Origin of the sequence: Microcoleus sp. B3-D7 (assembly GCF_036705305.1) — a bacterium.
In the GTDB taxonomy this organism is placed as follows: domain Bacteria; phylum Cyanobacteriota; class Cyanobacteriia; order Cyanobacteriales; family Microcoleaceae; genus Microcoleus.
On sequence record NZ_JAUBUE010000030.1, the window covers coordinates 78,446 to 91,864 of the forward strand.

General features: G+C 45.5%; 15 protein-coding genes. 12 read left to right on the forward strand and 3 right to left on the reverse strand.

Annotated elements, in window-relative coordinates; genetic code table 11:
- Positions 1-3: 3 nt before the first annotated feature.
- Positions 4-1,113 carry a 23S rRNA (adenine(2503)-C(2))-methyltransferase RlmN gene (gene rlmN / locus QUB25_RS19695; protein ID WP_333185282.1) on the reverse strand — a complete coding sequence of 370 codons (1,110 nt, stop codon included), beginning with the start codon at positions 1,111-1,113 and terminating at the stop codon, positions 4-6.
- A 346-nt stretch (positions 1,114-1,459) separates the two neighbouring features.
- Between rlmN and lgt the strand changes: the two genes are divergently transcribed.
- The 4 genes from lgt to QUB25_RS19715 all read left to right on the forward strand — a co-directional run bounded on the left by lgt (position 1,460) and on the right by QUB25_RS19715 (position 4,853).
- A complete protein-coding gene (gene lgt / locus QUB25_RS19700) occupies positions 1,460-2,353 on the forward strand; it encodes a prolipoprotein diacylglyceryl transferase (RefSeq protein ID WP_333185284.1) in 894 nt (297 codons plus the stop codon).
- Positions 2,354-2,473: 120 nt separating this feature from the next.
- Complete coding sequence (cobM, locus tag QUB25_RS19705) at positions 2,474-3,310, forward strand: precorrin-4 C(11)-methyltransferase (protein ID WP_333185287.1); 837 nt, start codon at positions 2,474-2,476, stop codon at positions 3,308-3,310.
- Between the two features lie 71 nt (positions 3,311-3,381).
- Entirely contained in the window at positions 3,382-4,218 is an 837-nt protein-coding gene (locus QUB25_RS19710; RefSeq protein ID WP_333185289.1) for a dienelactone hydrolase family protein, read from the forward strand.
- 152 nt (positions 4,219-4,370) lie between these two features.
- Positions 4,371-4,853 (forward strand): flavin reductase family protein, encoded by a 483-nt coding sequence (locus tag QUB25_RS19715; protein WP_333039820.1) that lies wholly within the window; start codon positions 4,371-4,373, stop codon positions 4,851-4,853.
- A 113-nt stretch (positions 4,854-4,966) separates the two neighbouring features.
- On the opposite strand, the gene QUB25_RS19720 is transcribed toward QUB25_RS19715, so the two are convergent.
- Positions 4,967-5,545, reverse strand: a complete 579-nt coding sequence (locus QUB25_RS19720) for a pyroglutamyl-peptidase I family protein (RefSeq protein ID WP_445251968.1) — start codon at positions 5,543-5,545, stop codon at positions 4,967-4,969.
- Between QUB25_RS19720 and hisH the strand changes: the two genes are divergently transcribed.
- From hisH to hpsP, 8 genes are all read left to right on the forward strand, one after another.
- On the forward strand, positions 5,535-6,170 hold the full coding sequence (gene hisH, locus QUB25_RS19725; RefSeq protein ID WP_333185291.1) for an imidazole glycerol phosphate synthase subunit HisH: 636 nt from the start codon (positions 5,535-5,537) through the stop codon (positions 6,168-6,170). The two genes, QUB25_RS19720 and hisH, sit on opposite strands and share 11 nt — an antisense overlap.
- Positions 6,171-6,332: 162 nt before the next feature.
- The gene (rsmD, locus tag QUB25_RS19730; protein ID WP_333185293.1) at positions 6,333-6,875 is read left to right on the forward strand and encodes a 16S rRNA (guanine(966)-N(2))-methyltransferase RsmD; all 543 of its coding nucleotides are present in this window, start codon (positions 6,333-6,335) and stop codon (positions 6,873-6,875) included.
- A 258-nt stretch (positions 6,876-7,133) separates the two neighbouring features.
- A complete protein-coding gene (glmM, locus tag QUB25_RS19735) occupies positions 7,134-8,594 on the forward strand; it encodes a phosphoglucosamine mutase (RefSeq protein WP_333185311.1) in 1,461 nt (486 codons plus the stop codon).
- Positions 8,595-8,780: 186 nt separating this feature from the next.
- A complete protein-coding gene (hpsN, locus tag QUB25_RS19740) occupies positions 8,781-9,752 on the forward strand; it encodes a hormogonium polysaccharide biosynthesis glycosyltransferase HpsN (RefSeq protein ID WP_333062173.1) in 972 nt (323 codons plus the stop codon).
- Between the two features lie 34 nt (positions 9,753-9,786).
- Positions 9,787-10,956: a hormogonium polysaccharide biosynthesis glycosyltransferase HpsO gene (gene hpsO / locus QUB25_RS19745; protein ID WP_333185297.1), complete on the forward strand. Its 1,170-nt coding sequence runs from the start codon at positions 9,787-9,789 to the stop codon at positions 10,954-10,956.
- Positions 10,957-10,999: 43 nt separating this feature from the next.
- Positions 11,000-11,347 (forward strand): hypothetical protein, encoded by a 348-nt coding sequence (locus tag QUB25_RS19750; RefSeq protein ID WP_333062169.1) that lies wholly within the window; start codon positions 11,000-11,002, stop codon positions 11,345-11,347.
- Complete coding sequence (locus tag QUB25_RS19755; RefSeq protein ID WP_333185299.1) at positions 11,344-11,523, forward strand: hypothetical protein; 180 nt, start codon at positions 11,344-11,346, stop codon at positions 11,521-11,523. Before QUB25_RS19750 ends, QUB25_RS19755 begins: the two co-directional genes overlap by 4 nt.
- Before the next feature lie 47 nt (positions 11,524-11,570).
- Complete coding sequence (gene hpsP, locus QUB25_RS19760; RefSeq protein ID WP_333185301.1) at positions 11,571-12,785, forward strand: hormogonium polysaccharide biosynthesis glycosyltransferase HpsP; 1,215 nt, start codon at positions 11,571-11,573, stop codon at positions 12,783-12,785.
- On the opposite strand, the gene QUB25_RS19765 is transcribed toward hpsP, so the two are convergent.
- A complete protein-coding gene (locus QUB25_RS19765) occupies positions 12,782-12,916 on the reverse strand; it encodes a hypothetical protein (RefSeq protein ID WP_333185303.1) in 135 nt (44 codons plus the stop codon). The genes hpsP and QUB25_RS19765 overlap by 4 nt on opposite strands.
- Positions 12,917-13,419 lie beyond the last annotated feature (503 nt).

Below are 13,419 nucleotides of genomic sequence, written 5' to 3' on the forward strand. Positions count from 1 at the left end.
ATCCTAAACCTCGGATGCCCGCAATTGTCCGCAGGCTGCATCTGCTTCTAAGCCGCGAGAATACCGCACGCTAACTGCAATTTTCTTTTCCTTCAAAGTCGCAACGAAACTGTTAATTCGATTGGGAGTCGGTCGCTTGTATTCAGCTTCCTGAATCGGATTGTAAGGAATCAAATTGACGTGACACTGAAAACCGCGCAAGTGAGTTGCTAACTCGGCTGCGTGTTCCGGCAAGTCATTCACACCTGCTAAAAGTACGTATTCAAAACTCAATCTTCGTCCCGTCGATCGCACATATTCCCGACATTCTGCTATTAACTCACCCAAAGGATAAGGGCGGGCGCTAGGAATTAACTCTTCGCGCAATCTTTGATTGGAAGCGTGGAGGCTGACGGCGAGGGTAACTTGCAGTTGATGTTCGGCTAGTTGGCTGATGCGATTGCGAATTCCTACTGTGGAAATGGTGATATTTCGCTGTCCAATTCCTACGTCTTGATTCAAACACTTGACAGCAGCTACAACATTATCGAAATTCAGCAGGGGTTCGCCCATTCCCATAAATACGATGTGGCTGACTCTGCGGCCGAAATCTTGCTGTACTGTCAAGACTTGATCGACGATTTCGTGTTTTTCTAAATTGCGCTTGAAACCGCCTTTTCCGGTAGCGCAAAAGTCGCAGCCCATCGCGCAGCCAACTTGGGCTGAGACGCACACAGTAAGCCGTTTATCGGTGGGAATGCCTACTGTTTCAATGATTTGACCGTCTGCCAATTTTAAGAGATACTTTACCGTGGCGTCTGGTGCGACCGATCGATAGTGAATGGTCGATCGCCCGATCGGAATTTGAGCAACAGTCTCGCGCCATTGTTTCGAGAATACAGAAATGTCAGAGAGCGATCGCGCGCCTCTCTCATAAATCCATTGGTACAACTGCTTCCCGCGATAAGCAGGTTGCCCATTTTGCTGCACCCACTCCGTTAACTCAGCTAAACTCGCCCCCAGCAAGGGCGGAATTTTACCCGACTCAACAGCCAAAGCAGCAGTCTTGCGAGACTGATTCGCGCCCTTGGAATTACCAGAAGAGTACACCTGAGAAACGGAAGTAGGAGACATAGGTCATCAGAAAATTTAAAGCCACCCTCTATATTAAAACTTCTCGACCAAAGCTGCCGTTAATCCTCCAAAAGGTGAAGTCTCCATCCCCCTAAATCCCTCTTAATCTGGGAGACTTTAAGAATAATCCGGTTCCCCCCTTTAAAAAAGGGGGTTAGGGGTCTGTTATTGTGAACTCACAAAGAAAACTCAAGACAGAAATCTGCACAATCAAGAATCCAGTTAATTTTTGGTAAAATTCCCCAAATATTGCGTGTAAATGACCACAGCCCCCTAAAATAAACTCTGGAGTTTGTTAAAGGGTATGCAAATTTGACAGCTTTCCATCACAATTAATGCAACTTTTATGGTGCTAAATATTCTTGCGCTGCCCTTAGCGTTTCAATTTACATCGCCGGGCCCAATTATCTTTCAACTTGGCCCCGTAGCGATTCGCTGGTACGGGCTGTTGATAGCTTCTGCCGTCTTGATTGGGGTCAGTCTGTCCCAATACTTGGCCCAAAAACGCCGCGTCAACCCGGAATTGCTGGGTGATTTGGCAATTTGGCTGGTTCTGGGCGCTATTCCCTGTGCTCGAATTTATTACGTGGCTTTCGAGTGGCAGCAATACGCCCAGAGGCCTGAAGATATTATTGCGATTTGGAAAGGTGGAATTGCCATTCACGGGGCGATTTTGGGTGGCACGATCGCAGCTTTAATTTTTGCGAAAATCCAGCGAGTTTCTTTTTGGCAATTGGCAGATTTAATCGCGCCCTCGGCAATTCTCGGTCAGGCCATCGGACGCTGGGGAAATTTCTTTAACTCGGAAGCTTTTGGCAGTCCTACGGATTTGCCTTGGAAACTCTATATTCCGCCAAACAGCCGCCCGCCCGCATACGCTAATTTTGAATACTTCCACCCCACATTTCTCTACGAATCCCTGTGGAATTTGACAGTATTTGGGTTGCTTCTGACTTTGTTTTTCCGCGATTTACAGGGCAAAATTCGCTTAAAAACTGGTGCTTTATTTTTAGTTTATATCGCAGCTTACAGTTCCGGTAGAGTCTGGATTGAAGGGTTGCGGACTGATAGTTTGATGTTCGGGCCGCTGCGGACGGCACAGATGGTAAGCTTGACTGGGATTGTTTTAGGGTTGGGCGGGTTAGCTTGGCTTTATTTGCTCGATCGACCTTTGCCCGATGTTGTCTCCCCCAATAGCGATCGGGCAAAGATCGCTCCGAAATTGCCAGAGGATCAATAAAAAACCCCAGAGAGGTTAGTCTCTAGGGTTCAAAACCAGGGTGCATCTACCATCCCTTACTTCCAACCAAAATAGGTACATCCGGAAGCGTTCGTAAATTTAGCAAATTTTTTAGCAGCAATGAGTTTGACAGAGATTGAAGCCCTAATTCCAAGGGTATACATTGTAGGTGCAGGCCCGGGAGACCCGGATTTGTTGACTGTTAAGGCTCAAAAATTACTGGCTGCAGCCGATGTCATATTATTTGCTGATTCCTTAGTCCCAAAGCAAATTTTGCAGGGGGTGCGCGCGGATGCTGAAGTGATCCAAACTGCGGATAAGACCCTCGAAGAGATTGTACCTTTGATGGTGGAACGAGTGCAGGACGGAAAAAGCGTCGTCCGTCTCCATTCCGGCGATCCCTGTCTCTACGGGGCTGTCGGCGAACAAATGCAAGCTTTGGCTTCCGAGGGAATTGCTTTTGAGGTAATTCCGGGAATTAGCGCTTTCCAACTTGCGGCGGCTAAACTTAAAATTGAGTTGACAGTTCCGGGAGTTGTGCAGACAATTATTTTGACGCGAATTAGCGGCAGAACAGAAGTACCGGAACGCGAAGAATTGGCGAGTTTAGCGGCTCATCAAGCGAGTTTGTGCCTGTATTTGAGTGCTCGCCATGTCGAACAAGCTCAAGCTAAATTGATGGAACATTACCCATCGGATTTGCCTGTAGCGATTTGTTATCGGTTGGGCTGGCCGGATGAAAAAATTGTGCTAGTTCCCCTTGACAAAATGGCAGTTGCTACGCGCGAAAATAATTTGATCAGAACGACAATGTACGTTATTAGTCCGGCCTTGGGAAAATCGGCAGAAGGGCGATCGCGCTTGTACCATCCAGAGCACGATCGGCTTTTTAGACCCTCGAAGGAAGAAGGAAGAAGGAAGAAGGAAGAAGGAAGAGGGAAGAAGGAGCAATTATGAAATAACCAATTACCAATTCCCAATTCTCAATTCCCCAATCTAAAATCTAAAATCTAAAATCTAAAATCGCCATGACTGATTTAACTCGCAGACAATTTATCACTGTCACCGCATTAAGCGCCGGATTTGCCTTAGCAGTTCATCCTATTGCGGCTGCCGTTATCAATACGGATGCTGCTGGTTTAATAGCAGGTGAGGTAAAAATTCCTGTAAAAGACGGCTCAATTCCAGCATACAGAGCCATGCCAGCCAGCGGCAGCAATTTTCCAGTAATTTTAGTAATTCAAGAAATCTTCGGAGTTCACGCCCACCTTCAAGATATTTGCCGCCGTTTTGCAAAATTAGGTTATTTAGCGATCGCCCCAGAAATGTTTGCCCGTCAAGGTGATGTTTCTAAACTCACCGAGGTTCAAGAAATTATTAGTAAAGTTGTCTCGAAAGTTCCTGACGCTCAAGTTATGTCTGATTTAGATGCTACCGTAGAGTGGGCACAAAAGTCAGGAAAAGGCAATACTAATAAGTTGGGAATTACAGGATTTTGCTGGGGTGGCAGAATTGTTTGGCTGTACTCTTCCCACAACCCGAAAGTCAAAGCAGGAGTGGCTTGGTACGGGCGTGTGGTTGGCAATTCTACGGATTTAACTCCCAAACAGCCGATCGACATTGCAGCCAGTTTGAAAGTGCCCGTATTGGGGCTTTACGGGGGCAAAGACCAGTCAATTCCCAACGATACAGTCGAGAAAATGCGGGAAGTTCTCAAAACTGGCAGCAGCGGTTCCGAAATTGTGCTTTATCCAGATGCGCCGCACGCTTTTAACGCAGACTATCGCCCCAGTTACCGGAAAAAAGAAGCTGAGGATGGTTGGAAACGGATGCAAGATTGGTTTAAAAAGTATGGAGTTTCATAATAGTTTTGAGTTGTTAATTTTCACTTAAAACTGGTGTCAAGTTTGGGATCGGAAAAGGCAATATTAGCGAATAGCCCTTAAGACAGGTGGGTTTGTGGGCCCGACATTGGTAAACTGAGCGGTGTAGAATTATCGATCGAACAGGTAAGCCCGTGCTAGACGAACAAGCTAAAAAGACCATCTTGCGGAAAATCCCTCACGGATTGTACATCTGCGGTGTCAAAGACGGGGAGGAAGTCAACGGTTTCACCGCTAGCTGGGTGATGCAATCTTCCTTTACCCCTCCGTTAGTTGTCAACTGCGTCAAGCAAGACTCCAAATCCCACGCCATGATCAAAGCTAGCGGTGTCTTTGCTTTGAGTTTCCTAGAAGCAGAACAGAAAGACTTAGCCCAGAAATTCTTCAAGCAGCAGCGCCGCGTTGGCAATAAATTTGAGGATGTAGAATTTTATCCCGGCGCGGAAACTGGTTGTCCGATTATCTCGGATTCTCTGGGTTACGTCGAGTGCAAAGTTGTCGGTGCTGTGGAACACGGGGATCACACGGTTTATGTGGGAGAAGTTGTGGCAGCCGGCGTCCACCGAGAAGGCAATCCGTTGCTGCTAGAAAGCACGGGTTGGAATTACGGCGGCTAAAGACTTGGCAGTTGGCAGTTGTTAGTAAAAAAAACTAACACTGAGAAACCCGGTTTCTTTAAAAGTCCGGGTTTCTGAATACTAAACACATTTTTAAGTTGAATTAGAGCGACCTATTTATTACTTGCGAGAGTTAGGCGTCGCATAACTAATAAAAAATCGGCGACAATTCTGTCAGCGTTGTTGGGAGTTAAAATTGGTACGTGGACGAAAATACATTGAGCGGCTATTTGAGAATCGCAAATATGTTTTAAAACCGCATAATATAGGGCTTCGCATACAAATTTTCCGGCTTCGTGACTGATTTCGGTTGCAGCTAAATCAGCGACTAGCGGTTCGAGATTAACTGCTGTTTTCAGAATGTCGGTATCACAGCAAGCGCAAGATTCTACGGTTAATTTTTTCTTGCTTTCGGCCATGCCACAGCAGATAATAGTATCGGGTTGGAGTTGGTTGATTTGGGCGATAGCTAAATTAGGTGCTAGCTGAAAATCTACTGGCAGTTTCCTCAAAAAAGTCAGGGAATCAGGCAAAGATTTGATTTGGGAAATCTTGGCTAATAAGTCGTCCGAAGAGTTGGATTGCTGATGGGGAAGCCAAGTATCAAATGAGGTTAGCAGGATTTTCGCCGTCATATTTGTGCAATAATACTGATATTGATAATATAAGGCAAGTAAGTCAATGTCTGTCATTGCAGTAGTAGACTATGACATGGGCAATCTGCACTCAGTCTGTAAAGGCTTGGAAAATGTGGGTGCAGTGCCAAAAATTACAGATTCTCCTGCTATAATCGAGCAGGCTGATGCGGTGGTTTTGCCGGGAGTTGGTTCCTTTGACCCGGCAATGCAGAATTTAAGATCGCGCAATTTGATAGAACCGATAAAAAGGGCGATCGCCTCGCGAAAACCTTTTTTAGGCATTTGTTTGGGTATGCAAATTCTGTTGGAAAGTTCCGAAGAAGGTGTAGAACCGGGATTGGGCGTTATTGCGGGAAAAGTGCGCCGATTTCGCTCGGAACCGGGTTTGACAATTCCCCACATGGGATGGAATCAATTGCAATTTACTCAGCAGAATTGCCCGCTGTGGCAAAATTTACCGTCCGATCCTTGGGTTTATTTCGTGCATTCTTATTATGTCGATCCAGTTGATTGGGAAGCGCGATCGGCAATGGTAAGTCACGGCAGTCAAAACGTGACGGCGGCTATAGCTAAAGACAATCTGATGGCCGTGCAATTTCACCCGGAAAAGTCTTCGAGTACGGGATTGCAAATGCTGTCAAATTTTGTCAGTCTCGTGAGGGAAAAAGTACCTGCTTAGGTGGCATGAGTCTTGAAAAACCCGGTAGATTGCCGAAACCGGGTTTGACATTTTTAAAAGTCTTCTTCCTTCTTCTTTGTTCTTCCTTCTTCCTGACATCTGTTAAATCCGTTACATCCGTTACAGAATCCGTTGCCGAACTTTCTTCTTCCTTCTTCCTAAATGAGTCTGAGAATCTGTGGCAATCGCCAAATCAAAACCCTGCCGGGACTCGCAACTCGCCCTACACCTTCGCGAGTCAGAGAAGCTTTATTTAATATTTGGCAAGGGACGATCGCAGATTGCAGATGGCTTGACATTTGTACCGGCAGCGGTTCAATGGGTGCAGAAGCTTTGTGTCGGCAAGCCGCGAGTGTCACTGGCATCGAACAGTCGGCGAAAGCTTGTGCGATTATCCGCGAAAATTGGGAGCAAATAGCAGACTCGTCCCAAACATTCCAAATACTGCGGGGAAACGCGACGGCGAAATTGGTGACACTAGCGGGGCAGCAGTTTGATCGCATTTACTTCGATCCGCCCTACGCCAGCGACTTGTACGAACCTGTGTTAAACACGATCGCCAGCCAAGAAATGCTAGCACCAAACGGGGAAATGGCCGTCGAACACAGCCCGGAGCGATCGGCACAACCGATTTCCGGCCTAGAAATTTGCCGCCACAAAGTATACGGCAATACAGCATTAACTTTCTACACACGCAGTGCCTGACAGGCTCAAACCGCAGCAGCGTCACGCCTGGAGACTGAAAGAAACCGGGTTTCGTGGCGTGGGCGCGCCCCCGGTACTAAAAGTTTTTCCCTTGGGTACAATACAAATTTTTCCGATGAAGTTAAGCTTTGTGCGTAGGTTGTCAAAGCAAGTTGCTTGAGCAATGGACTAAATAAATGGAGTTTACGCTGAAAATAAAGACTTTCAGTTGTAACATGAACCCAAAGTGTGAGTGTGAATATTCCTAAAGGAGTGAATATGGTTCAGACACCTTCGCGCCCTCGTGGCAGCGAGTTTCCGGCTGTTAACTCGGTACAGCCAGCCAAACTGGATACGATTCTGCTGGGAAATAGCCTCTCCCTGCCAAATACCAAACTCTTCGGCACAGACGGCATTCGCGGGAAAGTTGGAGAATTGCTGAATGCACCTCTAGCCTTGCAAGTGGGCTTCTGGGCTGGACAAGTTCTACGGCAACATTCCCCCAACCAGGGGCCTGTGATTTTGGGACAAGACAGCAGGAATTCCAGCGATATGCTGGCAATGGCACTGTCAGCGGGTTTGACAGCCGCCGGTTTGGAAGTGTGGAATTTGGGATTGTGTCCCACTCCCTGCGTTGCTTATCTGGCAAGCGTTTCGGAGTCGGTCGGCGGAGTGATGATTTCGGCTTCTCACAATCCCCCAGAAGACAACGGCATTAAGTTTTTCGACTCAAACGGCTCCAAGCTGTCGCAGCAGTTGCAGGAACAAATCGAAGCGGGAATCCGGGGGGCAAAGGTTCCGGTTGCTAGCTTGGCTTGGGGACACCACTACCATCGGTCTGAGTTGGTTAAAGATTATGCCACTTCGCTCTGTGATTCGCTGCAAAAGATGAATTTGGAGGGAATGCGGATAGTTTTGGATTTGGCTTGGGGGGCCGCTGCGGGCTTGGGGCCGGCGGTGTTCGCGCAAATGGGGGCGGAGGTTATCTGTTTGCACGACTCTCCTGATGGATCTCGCATTAATGTTAACTGCGGTTCTACTCATCTCGACAGTTTGCAAGCGGCTGTTTTGGAACACAATGCCGATTTGGGATTTGCTTTTGACGGCGATGCCGATCGAGTTTTGTGTGTTGACAACAAAGGTCGAGCGATTGACGGCGATTACATTCTTTATCTGTGGGGTCGGCAGTTGCGCGACTCGGAACAGTTACCGTCCAATTTAATTATTTCTACTGTAATGGCTAACCTCGGCTTTGAGCGAGCTTGGGAAGAATTGGGGGGCAAACTAACTAGAACCAACGTGGGAGATCAGTACGTTCACGCTGAAATGCAGCGCACTGGTGCGATGTTGGGCGGCGAACAGTCAGGACACATTCTTTGTCCGCATTATGGTGTCAGCGGCGACGGTTTGCTGACAGCTTTGCATTTGGCTTCGCTGGTGCGCCAGTCCGGGCAATCTTTGGCACAATTGGTAAGTGGCAGTTTCCAAACTTATCCGCAGTTGTTGCGAAATATTCGGGTGGAGGATCGCGAAAAACGCCTGAAATGGCAGGAGTGCGAGGCAATGCAAAGTGCGATCGAACGTGCTACAACAGCAATGGGCGAACAGGGACGGGTTTTGGTGCGCGCTTCTGGCACTGAACCGCTAATTCGAGTTATGGTGGAAGCTGCCAGCGCCGAATTAGCTAATTTCTGGACTGAAAATTTAGTTTTAGCCGTTCAGCAACACATAGCTCTCTGATGGAAATGGGGACTTGCTAAAAGTTGTGAATTTTGAGTGTTGAGTTTTGAGTTAAAATCCTGTGATTCAAAATTCATAAATCAAAATTTATAACTATTAATTTCGAGTTTTAATCAACTTCTCCAAAAATAACGAGTGGGGCAGGCATCTTGCCTGCCCTTAACTTTATTTTCACTCAATTGTGTGATGATGATTTCTGTTGTGATACCCACCTACAACCGCGAGCAACCTCTGCGAGAGACATTGGCTGATGTGATTCGGCAAAATTACCCGAATTTTGAAGTGCTTGTAATTGATCAAACTCGCACCCACGAATCGGAAACTCAAGTTTATTTAGAGCAATTGGCAAACGCTGGCCAAATTCGCTGGTTTAGAGTAGATTGGGCGAGTTTACCTGCGGCTCGAAATTATGCAGTGCGACGCGCAGTTGGAGAGATTATTTTATTTATTGATGATGATGTAAAATTGCCAGAGGGTTTTTTGGCGGCTCACGCTGACAACTATTTAGAAAAACCTGATGTGGGATGTGTGGCGGGCAGGGTTTTTGACAGAATGAAACTGGATAATTCAGGAGGGGATTTGGCGATCGAATATTTGCCCTCAGAAGCGATGGATGCCGGGATTGCCTGGTATTTTATCGATTTGGTGCATACAGTCAAACCGCAGCAGGTGCTCTCGGCTAGAGGCTGTAATATGTCTTTTCGCCGGCAGGTTTTTGCTGAATGCGGGCTGAGGTTTGACGAGCGGTTTGCAGGGAGTGCGGTGCGGGAGGAGTCGGATTTTTGTTTGAGATTGCGATCAACTGGTCTGAAAATTTGGTACGATCCCAATGCGTGTCTAGTTCACTTAGGGGAAGAGAGCGGCGGATGTCACGATGTCAGCACGCGATCGATCGAATATCAAGTAACATTTTATCACAACCATTTCCTGATGGGATTAAAAAATTTAACAGCCTTTCAATGCCTGCGATTTTTTGCCAAACTCTTTGACTGCCACGTTTTGGGAAATCCACCTTGTTATAAAAGCGCCTCGCCCATTAAAATTATAACTAGATTTGCTTTTTATATCCTGGGTTTTCTCAGTGCTATAAATACAGTAATTCAATCTCTGTGGAATGATGGACAAAGTTATAGCCATCAAGACAATATTAACGCTTAATAATTACCTATTCCCCATTCGCCCTTCCCAATAAATGAGAATTCTCGTGGCTAGTCACACCTACATTGTGGACATTAATCGGGAAAAATTCAAGATATTAGCCAACCTAGAACCCGATATTGAAGTAACAGTTGTAGTGCCGCAGCGTTGGAAACCCGGAGGCGTACAAAATAAAATTATAGAAACGCAATTTTATCAAAAAGGCTCATTTAAAGTAGTCCCCGTATCCAACTTTAGTCAAAACAATCAAGGATTGCTAACTTTTGGCACAGATTTAATTAAACTTTTGCAAATAATTAAACCCCAGATAATTCAAGTTGAACAAGGTTCAAAATCTATCGCTTGCGCTCAGTTAATATTACTAAATAAACTGCTAAAGCTGCAAGCAAAAAATATATTATTTACTTGGTGGAACCTGCCTTATCAATTGAATTGGCCTGTTTCAGTCTTAGAAAATTACAATCTTCAGCACACCGATGGAATTATTGCAGGCAACCTAGATGGAGCTAAAATTTTGCGGCAGCGGGGCTATCAAGGTGCGGTAAAAGTAATGCCACAACTCGGAGTAGATGAAACTTTGTTTCGCCCCACAGGTAAAGACGCTGATTTATCGCGTAGCTTCGCCATTGAACCGACCGATTTTGTGGTAGGATTTGTAGGGCGATTTGTCGAAGAAAAAGGATTGTTGACTTTAGCTGAAGCCTTGGCAGGGTTGAAAAAAAGCTCTTGGAAGTGGCTGTTAGTAGGACAAGGAAAATTGCGGGCGCACCTCGCCGAAAAATGTATTGAATGGGGAATCAGCGACCGAATAATATGGGTAGAAAGCGTTTCCCACGAAGAAATTCCCCCCTACATTAACTTAATGAACTGTTTGGTATTGCCTTCGCAAACCAGCTATAAATTCAAAACTTTGACCACTGTGGGCTGGAAAGAACAATTCGGTCACGTTTTAATTGAAGCGATGGCCTGTCACATTCCGGTTATTGGTTCCGACTGCGGCGAAATTCCTCACGTCGTCGGCGATGCGGGTTTATTATTCCCAGAAGGGAATGTAGGGGTTTTGCGAGAGTGTTTGCAGAAATTGATGGAGCGGCAGGAGTTGGCGGCCGATTTGGGCGATCGGGGTTATCATAGAGCGATGAGCAATTATACAAATAAAGCTTTAGCTGAGCAGTTATTGGAATTCTACAAAGAATTGTTGTAACTTTTAGCAGTATAATGCAAGTGTTAAATAAAAACTGTAGTAAATGTCTATTCCTTCCGACATACGCTCTTTGGTTGACGAACTCTACCAGGTACTAGACGATAGCGAGCGCCAAGCAACGCAGGGACTTTTTGCACTTAGAAGAGCAATGTCTCTTTTTCCCCAAAATGAAATACTGATGCAATACTTTTCTTCCATCACCAATTTTCAATTCAACGTAGCAGGTACTCGTTTACAAGCAGAGCACATTGTGGGGAATGTATTGATGGCTGGTGTGCCCCATGAAGATGTTCAAAAAGCAGGAGATTATTTAGCAGGGTTGCTACATATGGCTCCAGAATCGAAAATTATGATTGACAAAGTAGTTGAGAGATTAGAAGCATTGCCATGAAACAATTACCAGATGAAAGCCTACTCCTGGAAATCCTTGAAATTGTGAAAGCTGCGGAAGCAAAAGCCAGTGAAATGTATGAATTTTCCAAGACAATAGCTCACAATACCCAAATTACAGCAACAAGAAGAGAGGAAGCTGAACAGCTAGACGGGCAACCTTTTGCAGATAATTAAATTTGTAATGGGAGATGTTGGTATGTTGATTTAAATAACTATCCCCCATGCGGATTCTCCAAATTATCCCCTCAATTTCCTTGGTATACGGTGGGCCAAGTCAAATGGTACTTGGACTTTCTGCGGCCCTCGCTTCCCGATGTATTGATGTCACAATTATCACCACAGATTCTAACGGAGATATCGGTCAACATCCCTTAGATGTCCCCTTAAATCAATCACTAAAACAAAACGGTTATCAAATTATTTATTTCCGCTGTTCTCCGTTTCGTAGATATAAGTTTTCTCTGAGTTTATTGCAGTGGTTAAATGAAAATGCGCGACAATTTGACCTGGCTCACATTCACGCTCTTTTCTCACCAGTAACTACCTTTGCCGCCACAATTGCTAGATATCATCGTTTGCCATATATTATGCGTCCCTGCGGTATGCTTGACCCCGCCGATTTGCAGAAAAAAAAGCGCTTGAAACAGATTTATGCCACGCTTTTAGAACGCCCTAATTTAGCAGAGGCAGCCGCAATTCATTTCACAAGTAAAGAAGAGGCTAAAATCTCAGAAAGATTTGGTTTGGACTTCACAGACAAGATGCCTGTGCCACGGGATTTGGACTTCACAGGCAAGATGCCTGTGCCACGGGATTTGGTGATTCCATTGGGGGTGACAGCAGGTTTGTTTCCTAAGAGATTGCGGGACTCTCAAATGCCAATCATTTTATTTATGTCGCGAATTGAACCTAAAAAAGGGCTTGATTTGTTAATTCCAGCATTAGAAAGTATTTTAGGAGCGGGTATAGAGTTTCACTTTATTTTAGCTGGTTCAAATCCCCAAGATGCTGATTATGAAACAAAAATTAAAGTGCAAATTCAGAATTCAAGCTTAGCAAAATACACAACAATAATGGGCTTTGTGAGCGGTGATTTTAAAGCTGAACTGTTGACAAAAGCCGACTTATTTGTATTGCCTTCTTATTACGAAAACTTTGGCATTGCTGTAGCAGAAGCGATGGCCGCCGGTCTACCTGTCGCCATTTCCGATCGCATACATATTGCCGAAGACATACAGCAAGCAGAGGCTGGTTGGGTGGGGCCTTTGGAAGTAGGGGCGATCGCCAATTCAATCAAATCAGCACTTCTGAATCCACAGGAGCGTCAACGCCGGGGATTGAACGGCCAAGAGTATGCCAAAAAGCATTATAACTGGGAGGCGATCGCCCAACAAACCATCGATGCTTACCAGCAGATTTTGTCATCTATTAATTAGTGCAACAGCCGTTTACCTTTTACTTCTTCTCCTGCTGCGAGTTGTTGTGCTGCTGCTGCTATCTGAATTTTCAGGCGAGATTTTGTCGGCGTTGCTGAATTAAGGGATGAAGCGCGCGGGTACAGGGACATCACCAAACTTGAGGTAATGAATAAATATAGCAATCCTAAATGATTCGTAAAAATTTATAAGTTATAATAGTTAGGTCGTGTGTTAATATTTAGATGGGGAATATAGCGTGAATAGAAAAATAGGTCTGAGCAGCAAAATCTCAAAGAATTAAGTGATTTTATCGATAGCAACCCCGAGCCTAGAGAACAGAAGCGAGCCAGGGAGCATCCCGCTTTTGTAAATGGTTAAAAGTATGATAAGAGCCAAAAGTTTTCCCCCTGCGCTATATGATATAACGCAAAAGTTTCGCCCGCGCGCTAAGCGCACTGGCTTTGAGGAGCATCTAAAGTATGGGAGTTTGGAAGGAAAATGGCTCTTGAAGGATGCGTCTATATTTTACATTAATTCATTCAAGTAAGCACACCTAAGTTTCAGCATTTGATTAACCCTCTTTTGTCACTCTCGTGGTAGTATAAGGAGTGACACACCCCAAAAGCATTGCCAGTCCTATGGTAGAGCCTCG

What these genes read in the sequence shown, in the direction of transcription:
- rlmN (WP_333185282.1), bottom strand. Translation starts at nt 1,113, where the DNA reads ATGTCTCCTACTTCCGTTTCTCAGGTGTACTCTTCTGGTAATTCCAAG.
- lgt (WP_333185284.1), top strand. Translation starts at nt 1,460, where the DNA reads ATGGTGCTAAATATTCTTGCGCTGCCCTTAGCGTTTCAATTTACATCG.
- cobM (WP_333185287.1), top strand. Translation starts at nt 2,474, where the DNA reads ATGAGTTTGACAGAGATTGAAGCCCTAATTCCAAGGGTATACATTGTA.
- QUB25_RS19710 (WP_333185289.1), top strand. Translation starts at nt 3,382, where the DNA reads ATGACTGATTTAACTCGCAGACAATTTATCACTGTCACCGCATTAAGC.
- hisH (WP_333185291.1), top strand. Translation starts at nt 5,535, where the DNA reads ATGTCTGTCATTGCAGTAGTAGACTATGACATGGGCAATCTGCACTCA.
- QUB25_RS19720 (WP_445251968.1), bottom strand. Translation starts at nt 5,545, where the DNA reads ATGACAGACATTGACTTACTTGCCTTATATTATCAATATCAGTATTAT.
- rsmD (WP_333185293.1), top strand. Translation starts at nt 6,333, where the DNA reads ATGAGTCTGAGAATCTGTGGCAATCGCCAAATCAAAACCCTGCCGGGA.
- glmM (WP_333185311.1), top strand. Translation starts at nt 7,134, where the DNA reads ATGGTTCAGACACCTTCGCGCCCTCGTGGCAGCGAGTTTCCGGCTGTT.
- hpsN (WP_333062173.1), top strand. Translation starts at nt 8,781, where the DNA reads ATGATGATTTCTGTTGTGATACCCACCTACAACCGCGAGCAACCTCTG.
- hpsO (WP_333185297.1), top strand. Translation starts at nt 9,787, where the DNA reads ATGAGAATTCTCGTGGCTAGTCACACCTACATTGTGGACATTAATCGG.
- QUB25_RS19750 (WP_333062169.1), top strand. Translation starts at nt 11,000, where the DNA reads ATGTCTATTCCTTCCGACATACGCTCTTTGGTTGACGAACTCTACCAG.
- QUB25_RS19755 (WP_333185299.1), top strand. Translation starts at nt 11,344, where the DNA reads ATGAAACAATTACCAGATGAAAGCCTACTCCTGGAAATCCTTGAAATT.
- hpsP (WP_333185301.1), top strand. Translation starts at nt 11,571, where the DNA reads ATGCGGATTCTCCAAATTATCCCCTCAATTTCCTTGGTATACGGTGGG.
- QUB25_RS19765 (WP_333185303.1), bottom strand. Translation starts at nt 12,916, where the DNA reads ATGTCCCTGTACCCGCGCGCTTCATCCCTTAATTCAGCAACGCCGACA.